General features: G+C 69.8%; 9 protein-coding genes and 1 pseudogene. 6 read left to right on the forward strand and 4 right to left on the reverse strand.

What is annotated here, in order from left to right:
- Positions 1-1,304, forward strand: a 1,304-nt coding sequence (locus DSP71_RS14460; RefSeq protein WP_258546462.1) for a GMC family oxidoreductase, incomplete at its 5' end; no start/stop codon positions are given.
- Between the two features lie 20 nt (positions 1,305-1,324).
- Here DSP71_RS14460 and DSP71_RS14465 read toward each other — a convergent pair.
- On the reverse strand, positions 1,325-1,936 hold the full coding sequence (locus DSP71_RS14465; protein ID WP_046748880.1) for a TetR/AcrR family transcriptional regulator: 612 nt from the start codon (positions 1,934-1,936) through the stop codon (positions 1,325-1,327).
- A 165-nt stretch (positions 1,937-2,101) separates the two neighbouring features.
- Between DSP71_RS14465 and DSP71_RS14470 the strand changes: the two genes are divergently transcribed.
- From DSP71_RS14470 to DSP71_RS14490, 5 genes are read left to right on the forward strand one after another with little or no spacing between them, the layout of a single operon-like run.
- A complete protein-coding gene (locus DSP71_RS14470; RefSeq protein ID WP_113681439.1) occupies positions 2,102-3,103 on the forward strand; it encodes an ABC transporter substrate-binding protein in 1,002 nt (333 codons plus the stop codon).
- Between the two features lie 5 nt (positions 3,104-3,108).
- Positions 3,109-3,888, forward strand: coding sequence for an ABC transporter permease (locus tag DSP71_RS14475; RefSeq protein ID WP_113681442.1), 780 nt, complete (start codon positions 3,109-3,111; stop codon positions 3,886-3,888).
- Complete coding sequence (locus DSP71_RS14480) at positions 3,888-4,724, forward strand: ABC transporter permease (protein WP_113681440.1); 837 nt, start codon at positions 3,888-3,890, stop codon at positions 4,722-4,724. Before DSP71_RS14475 ends, DSP71_RS14480 begins: the two co-directional genes overlap by 1 nt.
- Positions 4,721-5,512, forward strand: coding sequence for an ABC transporter ATP-binding protein (locus tag DSP71_RS14485; protein ID WP_082108700.1), 792 nt, complete (start codon positions 4,721-4,723; stop codon positions 5,510-5,512). Before DSP71_RS14480 ends, DSP71_RS14485 begins: the two co-directional genes overlap by 4 nt.
- Positions 5,513-7,828 carry an arylsulfatase gene (locus DSP71_RS14490; RefSeq protein ID WP_058632466.1) on the forward strand — a complete coding sequence of 772 codons (2,316 nt, stop codon included), beginning with the start codon at positions 5,513-5,515 and terminating at the stop codon, positions 7,826-7,828.
- 72 nt (positions 7,829-7,900) lie between these two features.
- Here DSP71_RS14490 and DSP71_RS14495 read toward each other — a convergent pair whose 3' ends face one another.
- The 3 genes and pseudogenes from DSP71_RS14495 to DSP71_RS14505 all read right to left on the reverse strand — a co-directional run.
- A complete protein-coding gene (locus tag DSP71_RS14495; RefSeq protein WP_046749069.1) occupies positions 7,901-8,269 on the reverse strand; it encodes a DUF202 domain-containing protein in 369 nt (122 codons plus the stop codon).
- A gap of 16 nt (positions 8,270-8,285) precedes the next feature.
- Positions 8,286-8,642: pseudogene (locus DSP71_RS14500) on the reverse strand (YidH family protein).
- Between the two features lie 37 nt (positions 8,643-8,679).
- Positions 8,680-9,906 (reverse strand): amidohydrolase (locus DSP71_RS14505; protein ID WP_258546463.1); only part of this gene is annotated, 1,227 nt, incomplete at its 5' end.

Raw genomic sequence — 9,906 nt, forward strand, 5'->3', positions numbered from 1 at the left:
AGGACTGGGACTTCTTCACCGTGCCGCAGCCGCACGCGGCCGGTCGACGTCTGCATCTCCCTCGCGGCAAGGTCACCGGCGGCTCGCACGCGCTGAACGCCATGATCTGGGTGCGCGGCGCGGCCTCCGACTACGACGCGTGGGAGGCCGCCGGCGCGACGGGATGGGGCTGGGCCGAGGTCGAGCCGATCTACGACGCGATCGAGAACGACCTGCTGCCCGTGACCGACGATTATGCGCTCTCGCCCATCCAGGCTTCGATCATCGACGCCGCCGTCGAGGAGGGGCTGCCGCGCAACCCGAACTACAACGGGGGCACGCTCGACGGGGTCTCACAGGAGCAGGTCACGATCAAGGACGGCCGTCGGGTCAACACCTGGACGGCCTATGCGCAGCCCGTCGCCGACCGGATGACGATCCTCACCGGCCGCGCCGTCCACTCCGTGATCGTGCGCGACGGGCGCGCGGTCGGCATCCGGCTGGGGGAGGGCGATGAGACCGAGGAAGTGTTCGCGGACGAGATCGTCCTGTCGGCGGGAGCGCTCGGCACGCCCGTCATCCTGCTGCGCTCGGGCATCGGTCCCGCCGACGAGCTGAGTGCGCTCGGCATCCCCGTCGTGCACGACGCCTCCGCTGTGGGCAAGAACCTGCACGACCACCTCCTCTCCCCGGTGATCTTCGCGACCGAGAAGAAGCCCATCGGCCCGCCGCAGTCGGGGGTGTCCGTCACGCAGAGCCACCTGTTCTGGCGCAGCCGCGACGGCCTCACGCAGCCGGACACGCAGCCCATCCACTTCTCCGTGCCGATGTGGGGCGACCTGGAACCACGGGGCGACGACGGGTTCACGCTCATGGCGGGCCTGGTGACGCCGTACAGCCGCGGCGAGCTGCGCCTCACCGGTCCCGGCCTCGACGACCTGCCGCACATCGACCTGGCGGCACTGGAGGATCAGCGCGATGCCGACGCCCTCGCCGCCTCCGTGCGCCAGTGCCGCCGCATCGGCGCACAGCCTGCGCTCGCCGAGGAGTGGGGAGCGGTGGAGGTGTACCCCGGGCCGGACGTGACGGACGACGATGTGGAGGACTGGGTGCGCCGCACGGCCATCACCTACCACCACCAGGTCGGCACCTGCCGCATGGGCAGCGACCAGGAGTCCGTGGTCGATCCGCAGCTCCGGGTACGCGGGATCGACGGGCTGCGTGTGGTCGACGCCTCCGTCATGCCGACCGTGCCCACCGGCAACACCAACGCGCCTGCGGCCATGATCGGCGAACGCGGCGCGCGGTTCATCCTCGCAGGCTGAAGGCAGGACGACGGATACGATCAGCGGGCGGGCGGGACGGAGGGGCGACGGAGCGTCGACAGCAGCGCGTCGAGGCCGTCGTTCAGCCGCCCGTCGCCCGCCGAGTCCGGCATCAGCACCGAGATCATCTGCCACCCCGCATTGCGCGACGCGATCTCGTTCACCGCGGTCTCGATGTCGATGCCGTCGGCGAGCTCGCCGTCGTCCCTGGCCTCGATCAGACACTGGCGGAACAGGTCCCGCCAGTGCAGGTTGTTCACGCGGTGGATCCTGGTGACCTCGTCGTCCTGCGACGCGTGATCCCAGAACGCGATGACCACCTTGGCGTACAGCGGGCCGTTCGGGCTGTAGGGGAGGATCTCCCTGCACATCCGCTCCAGAGCCTCGAGTCCTCGGACGCCCTCGATGCGGGCGTGGATGCGGTCGTTGGCGAGCGAGTACAGACGGAGGAACGCCGCCGTGAGGACGCTCCTCTTGTCGGGGAAGTACCGGGCGATCGCTCCATGCGCGTAGCCGGCCTCCGTGGCGATCTCGCGCATCGTGAGGTTGTCGAAACCGACGCGGATGATCACCTGTGTCGCCGCATCGGCGATGTGGGTCCTGCGTTCCTCATGGTCGACGATCTTGGGCATCGCGCCCCCCTCTCCGGTCCTGCACTCTCACATCCACGATTCTTCATTTGCTGTTTTTAGTCACCAAACGGTGACTAATGTAACCCGATCGTAATCAACAAAGTACTAAGCGCGACTACGATCTTTAAAATCACCAACCGGTGACTAACTCGAAGAGGAGTTCTCATGAACGTCACAAGACTCGCACGTCGCGCCTCCGGCGCCCTCGTGGTGGCCGGGACGCTCGCGCTCGCAGCCTGCACCTCCGCCCCCGCGTCCTCCTCCGGCGGCGACGGCGAGCTGACGACGCTCAAGGTCGCGACCATCGGCCTCGTCTCCGACGGGGCGCTGATACGGGGACAGGAGCAGGGCTTCTTCGAGGAGGAGGGGCTGAAGCTGGAGACCTCGGTGGTCGCCAACCCGCCGGCCGGACTCGCCGCTGCGCAGGGCGGACAGGTCGACATCGCGTACGCCCCCAGCATCCCGCTGCTGAACGCACTCAGCAGCGGCGTCCCGCTGAAGGTCGTCGCACCGGCGGACGGATTCGTCGCCGGAGCGGCTGACGCCGAAGACCCCGCGACCGTCGACGACACCGGTCTGTTCGCCTCCGCCGCCAGCGGCATCTCCTCGGTCGCGGACCTGAAGGGGGCGACCATCGCCATCCCCGCGCGCAAGGCGCAGCTCGAAGTCGTCATCTCCGATGCCCTCGACCGTGCCGGCGTCGACCCCGGCTCGGTGGAATGGGTCGTCCTGGACTTCACCTCGGCGGTCGCCGCGCTGCAGAGCGGCACGGTCGATGCGGCGGGGCTCGTCAGTCCCTTCACCGCGGAGGCGGATGCGGCGGGTGCGGTGCAGCTCGACTCGCCGTCCGTCGGCTTCTTCGAGGAGGGCGCCGTGGGGCTGTGGACCGCGGGGGAGAGCACGATCGCGGCGAAGGCCGATGCCATCGCCGCCTTCCAGCGCGCCGTCGCCAAGAGCAACGCCTACGCGAACGAGCACCCGGAGGACGCGATCCAGGCCGGGATCGACGCCACAGGCTCGACGCTGACGGTCGACGACGTCAAGCTGCCGTTCTGGCCGGCCGAGGTGGCGCCCGTGGATCTCGAACGCGTGAACGACAAGCTCGTCGCCCTCGGCTTCCTCGCGGCTCCGGTCGACCTCGAAGGCGTCGTCCTCGCCGCCGGATGATGCTCATGAACCGCTCTTCTCTCCTCCCGCCGCTCATCGGAGCCGCCGGCGTCGTCTCGGCGCTCGCGCTCTGGGAATGGTCGGCGACCGCCGGGCCGCTCGCCGGGTCACCGCTGCCGGCAGCCACGGCCGCGATCGGCGAGGCGATCCGTCTGCTCGGAACCCCTGCGACGTGGACGGCCCTCGGCGACACGCTCACGATGGCCCTCATCGGACTCGTCTTGGCGATCGTCGTCGGTGTCGCCCTCGGCGTCGCGATCGGCACGTCCCCGCTCGCGATGCACGCGACGCGGGTGCCGCTGGAGTTCCTGAAACCCATCCCGCCGATCGTGATCCTGCCCGTCGTCGTGCTGGTCATGGGGCCGACGGCGAGCATGGGCATCTTCCTGGTGTTCTTCGGCTGCTTCATCGCGATCGCGGTGCAGGCCTCGGCCGGCGTCTTCGACACCGATCCGGTCGCCAGGGCCACCGGACGCTCGTACGGCATGGGAAGAGCCGAGATCCTCGGCCGGATCGTGCTCCCGAGCGCGCTGCCCTACATCGGCACGGCCGTGCGGGTCGCCGCACCGACATCGCTCGTGGTCGCGGTGGTGGCAGGACTCCTCGGGGGAGGGCCGGGTCTCGGCCAGAGCCTGCTGCTGTCGCAGATCACCGGCAACCAGGCGCAGCTCTTCGCGTACGTGCTGATCCTCGGTGTGCTCGGCCTGTTGATTCAGGGACTCAGCCAGTGGGGCGAGCGCACGCTCCTGCACTGGCATCCGCAATACCGGAAGCAGGTCGTGTGATGACCCTCACCTCGTCGATCCAGACCCGAACCAGGCTCGCTCGACGACGCGGCCAGGACGGACTCCCGCGCGGCGTTCTGCTCGGTGCCGAGATCGCGGTGCCCGTCGCGCTGCTGGCGCTGTGGTGGTTCGCCTCGGCCGGGTCGACCAACGCGTTCTTCCCGCCGCTGCAGACGATCCTGCAACGGCTCTGGCAGCTCGCGCAGACGCCCGCCTTCCTGCTCGACATCGCCTCGTCCGTGGGCAACCTGGTGGTGTCCTTCCTGCGGGCGACCGTGATCGGTGTGCTCGTGGGGCTGCTGCTGGGCCTCGTCCGTCCGCTGAGCTGGTTCGCCGAGCCGACCATCCACTTCTTCCGTGCGATCCCGCCGGTCGCGCTGGTGCCGATCTTCGTCTCGCTCATCGGTTTCGGCACCGAGACACGCATCCTCTCCATCACCCTGGCCGCGGTGTTCCCCATCCTGATCTCGACGATCGACGGCGTCCGCGCCGGCGAGCCCACACTCGAGATGGTGAGCCGCGTGTACCGGCTGAGCGCCGGCGAGCGGCTGTTCTCCGTGATGCTCCCCGCTGCGAGTCCGCGCATCCTCTCCGGGATGCAGGTCAGTCTGATCACGGCGTTCGTCGTCATGATCGCGAGCGAGATGCTCGGCTCCTCGACGGGGCTCGGAGCGGCGACCCTGCTCGCGCAGCAGTCCTTCGCCATCCCGGACATGTGGGCCGGGATCCTCGTCCTCGGCGTCATCGGATACACCGCGACCGCCGTGTTCACCCTCTTCCGGCGCCGCGTGCTGCGCTGGTACATCGCCTCCCAGCAACAGGAGAAGAACGCATGACCACCACCACCGTCACCGCGCCGGTGCGCCTGAGCGTGCAGGGCCTCGCGAAGTCGTACGAGACGAAGGCGGGTCCTGTGCCCGTGATCGCCGACCTCACCTTCGACGTGCACGCCGGGGAGGTGTGCTGCATCGTCGGTCCCTCCGGCATCGGCAAGACCACCCTGTTGAAGTGCCTCACCGGGCTGCAGAGCATCACCGCCGGGAGCGCGGCCATCGACGGGACCCCCATCGACGGCCCTCCCGAGGAGATGGCGCTCGTGTTCCAGGAGTACACCCGGTCGCTGATGCCCTGGCTCACGGTCGAGAAGAACGTGCGCCTGCCGTTGAAGCATCTGCGCCTGCCCGCCGCGGAGCGCGAGGAGCGCATCGCCGCCGCCCTCTCCGCCGTCGGACTGTCCGGTGCGGAGTCCAAGTTCCCCTGGCAGCTGTCCGGCGGCATGCAGCAGCGCGTCGCGATCGCGCGGGCGATCGCCTACCGGCCGGAGGTGCTCGTGATGGACGAGCCCTTCGCCTCGGTCGACGCGCAGACGCGCTTCGAGCTGGAGGACCTGTGCCTGCGCATCCGCGAGCAGTTCGGGATGACGATCGTCGTCGTCACCCATGACATCGATGAGGCGGTCTACCTCTCCGACCGTGTGGTGGTGCTCGGCGAACGCCCCGCGAAGGTCACCGAGATCATCGAGATCGACTTCAGCGGTCCTCGTGATCAGCTCACGACACGAGCCCTCCCGGTGTTCGCCGAGCTGCGCACCCGCATCTTCGAGCTCATCCGGAAGGCGGGCTGAATGTCCGTGTCGTACGAAGCCCGTGGATACGAACGGTTCCAGGGCCGCGCCGAGGAGTTCACCTCGTCCTCCGAGCCCTGGTGGCCGGAGCCTCGCCGTGCGAGAGCGGGGGCTCCGAACGTGATCGTGATGCTGATCGACGATCTGGGCTTCAGCGACCTCGGGCCCTTCGGCAGTGAGATCGACACCCCGCGCATCGACGCGCTGGCCGCCGACGGCTGGGTCTTCACGAACTACCGCACCGCTCCGATGTGCTCCCCGGCCCGCGCCGCCCTGCTCACGGGCCTGAACCCCCACCGTGCGGGCTTCGGCTTCGTGGCGCACGTCGATCCCGGTTACCCGGGGTTCAGCTGCGAGCTGCCCGCCGACGCCCCGACCCTCGCCGAGTCGCTGCGGGCAGGGGGATACGCGACGTTCATGGTCGGCAAGTGGCACCTGACCCTGGAGTCGAGCCTGCACGACGGAGCCGACCGTCGCACGTGGCCGTTGCAGCGCGGCTTCGACAGGTACTTCGGCAGCATGGACGGCTTCACCTCGCTGCATCACCCGCACCGGCTCGTGCAGGACAACGCAGTGGTCGATCTGCATGAGTACCCCGACGGCTTCTTCCTGACGGACGAGCTCACGGACAGGGCGATCGGCATGATCGACGATCTGCGCGTGAACGACCCCGACAAGCCGTTCTTCCTCTATTACGCGCACACCTCGGTGCACGGCCCCATCCAGGCGAAGGACATCGACATCGCGAAGTACCGCGGTCGGTACGAGGCCGGGTGGAACCGGATGCGCGAGGAGCGATTCGCTCGGCAGCGCGAACGGGGCATCGTGCCGGCGCATGCCGACCTGCCGACGGACGCGATAGCCGACGGTGCGCAGATCCCCGCCTGGGACGACCTCGCCGAAGAGGACCGGCGGCTGTTCGCGAGGCACATGGAGGTGTACGCGGCGGCCGTGGACGAGATCGACCAGAGCGTCGGTCGCCTGCTCGATCGACTCGAACGCAGCGGGGAGCGCGAGAACACCATCGTGGTGATCGCCAGCGACAACGGGGGGACGGCGGAGGGCGGTCCGACCGGCACGCGGAGCTACTTCGCGCAGTTCGGCAGCCACGGCGGCATGCCCGAGGACTGGGTCACCGACGTGCCGCGCGACGTGGACGACATCGGCGGGCCGCGCCTGTTCGGGCAGTACCCCACAGGGTGGGCGCGGGTGTCCAACACCCCGTTCCGCTCGTTCAAGGCCACCACCTACGAGGGGGGAGTGCACGCGCCTCTGCTCGTGTCCTGGCCCGATGCACCGATGCGCGGCGGGCTGCGCGACCAGTTCGTGTTCGTGTCCGACCTCGCGCCCACGCTGCTGGAACTCTGCGGGGTGCCTGCCCTGGCCGAACGCAACGGCGTGCCCGCGCTCGACATGGACGGCGGCAGCATCGTGGATGTGCTCGCGAACCCTCGCGCGGACGGGCGTGAGGTGCAGTACTTCGAGTGCGTGGGGCGGCGAGCGATCGTGGACGGCCGCTGGAAGGCGCTCTCGACCGTGACCCCCACACCGGACGAAGGACCGGCAGGCGGGAGCTGGGAACTGTACGACCTGGAGCTCGATCCCACGGAGACCGTCGACGTCGCGCACGCCCACCCGGAGGTCGTCGCCGCACTCGCAGATCGTTGGCATGCCGAGGCATGGCGGAACACAGTGTTCCCGCTGGACGACGAGGGTGCGCTGTTCCGGGTGCGACCCGACACCGAGGAGCCGTTGTCGGCACCGGTCGACCTGATCCCGTTCCGCCCGCCGCTGGAGAGATTCCGTGCGGCGAAGCTGACGGTGCTGCGCTCGTTCCGGATCGAGGTGGATCTCGAGGCCGGCCACGACGCCGCAGGGGTGATCGTGGCGCACGGCGACCAGGGCGGCGGCTACCTGCTCGCGCTCGACCGCGGCGCCCCGCTGCTCGTGTACAACGCGTACGGACGCATGCACCGCGCGCGAGGTTCCCTGCTCGGCGCCGGTCCGCATCGCCTCGTGGTGCGCATGGACGAACAGCCCGGTCTGCGCTGGAGCGCGAGCGTCGAGGTCGACGGGCGAGACGACGCCCGGATCGACGACGTGTCCATGCTGATCGGGATGTCGCCCTTCACGGGCATCAGCGTCGGCTACGACTTCGGTGGCCCCGTCGACTGGGAGCTGCACGAAGAGCACCGGTCGTATCCGTTCCGCGGCGGTTCGCTGCAGCGCGTGCGCTACGTGCCGGGTGCCCGTTCCGTGCACGATGCCACTGTGCTGCGCGCGGTGGGACGCGCCGTGCTGACGGTCGCCGACTGAGGTCGGCACCGGGCCCGGCTGGCACTGGGTCCGGTCGGCACCGACGTCTGAGGGGGCGTCGGTGCCGACCAGTCACATCGCGAGCTGTGCGACGACGACGAGGACCACCGCGATCACGCCGAAGCCGGTCCCGAACACGGTGAGCGCGAGCAGGAGCGAACCACCGGGAAGGGGCCCCGCCGCCGTCTCTGTGAGCACGGCGGTCGTGCGGCGCTGTCGTCGTCGTGCGGCGATCCAGAGCACGCATGCGGTGCCGACGCCGATCACGCCTGGTGCGATGCCCCAGGCCCCGAACACGGGCGGCAGGACGAGCGGGAAGACCCGCAGCGACAGCAGCGAGCCGATCGCGATCGCGAGGGCGGTGCGTCGCCAGGCGAGTTCGGTGCGCTCCGGTTGCAGTCCGGGGTCGTACCGTCGTTGCGGTTCGATGGCACGTCGCATCATCCGCGCTGACCGATCAACGCCACAGCACGCCGGCGAGCACCAGCAGCCCGACCGTCACGACCACCGCCGCCAGCAGCACGGCGGACAGCGCGCCGGGCAGCGGCCGTGACTGCCGCATCGCGCGTTCCGCCCGCATCCACTCCCATCACGCGAGAGGCGCGACCACGGTACCGGTCACCATCAGCAGCAGCGAGGCCGCGAGGCGGAACCCCGGATGCAGATCCAGGCCGAGCACCTCGAGCGCGACGCCCCCGGCGATCAGCGCGAGAGCAGTCCTGGTCCACGCCAGGAACGTGCGCTCGTTGGCGAGCGAGAACCGCGGGTCGGGCTCTTCTCCGACGCCGTACACGGAGGAGGGGAAGCGTCGCATCGCCTCATCGTATCGGCGCGACCGCCGCATCCGCGGGTCAGTCCCCGTGCACACGGCGACCGGCGAACCACGTCGACTCGATCGAGGTGTGCACGATCTCGTCGGCGGGCCCGGCGATCGCATCGCGTGCCAGCACCACGAAGTCGGCCGATTTGCCGGGGGAGAGGGATCCGGTCTCGTTTCCGAGGCCCATCGCGGTCGCCGCGTTGATCGTGAAGACCTCCAGCGCCTCCTGCGCCGTGATCGCCTGTTCGGGCCAGAGACGTCCCGGTGCGCGGCCGAGCGGATCGGCTCTGGTCACCAGGCCCTGCAGCCCCTCCAGCGTGTTCGGGGAATCGCTCACCGGCCAGTCGGATCCGCCGGCCACGAGCGCCCCGGCATCGAGGAGAGAGCGGTTGGGCTGCGAGTGCTCCGCCCGGTCACCGAGCACGTCGGCCAGCGCCTGCGGGATCACCCCGGGGTACCAGATGAACGGGGAGATGTCGGCCGAGACGTTCAGCTCCGCCAGCCGAGGGACGTCGGACTCGGCGAGGAACTGCCCGTGCGCGATCTGCACGGGCGTGGTGAAGCCTGCTGCGCGCAGCTGCTCCGCGGCGTCGAGGACCAGTCGGGCGGAGCCGTCCCCCGTGCAGTGCACCTTGGCGCCGAGGCCACGCTCGGCCACGGCGCGCAGCCACCTCGTGAGCTCGTCGAGGGTCATGGTCGTCTCGCCGTGGAAGTGTGCGCCGTGCACCGGGTCGGCGGGGTACGGGTCGAGGAAGGCGGCGGTCCGGGCCGGCGGAACGCCGTCGAGGAAGATCTTGACGAAATCGGGCCGATGGTGCGGGGTGCGGAACTCCTCGCCCCGGTCGAGCAGGGGAGCGCCGATCGGGTCGAACCCGAAGATCTCGTCGTTGATCAGCAGCGATGACACGACCCAGGCGCGCAGGTCGTCCGCGCGGTCGAGGTCGGAGAGCGCGCGGAGGATGTCCACCGAGACCCCTGCATCCTGGAACGCCGTCACGCCGTAGGAGTTGAGGATCTCGACACCTCGTCGGGAGGCCGCGGCGTGCTGCTGCGGTGTGAGCCCGCCCGTGCGGTCGTACGCCTCCTGCACCGGGATCCCCGCGGCTTCGAGCAGGACGCCGGAGGGTGTGCCGTCGTCAGGGTCGAGCAGGGTCACCCCCGACTCGGGGACGTGCTCCGCCGTGATGCCCGCGAGCTCCAGCGCCCGACTGCTCACCCAGCGGTTGTGGCGGGAATCCTCCATGAGCATCACCGGGCG

Origin of the sequence: Microbacterium sp. H6 (assembly GCF_003314775.1) — a bacterium.
Taxonomy (GTDB): Bacteria; Actinomycetota; Actinomycetes; order Actinomycetales; family Microbacteriaceae; genus Microbacterium; species Microbacterium oxydans.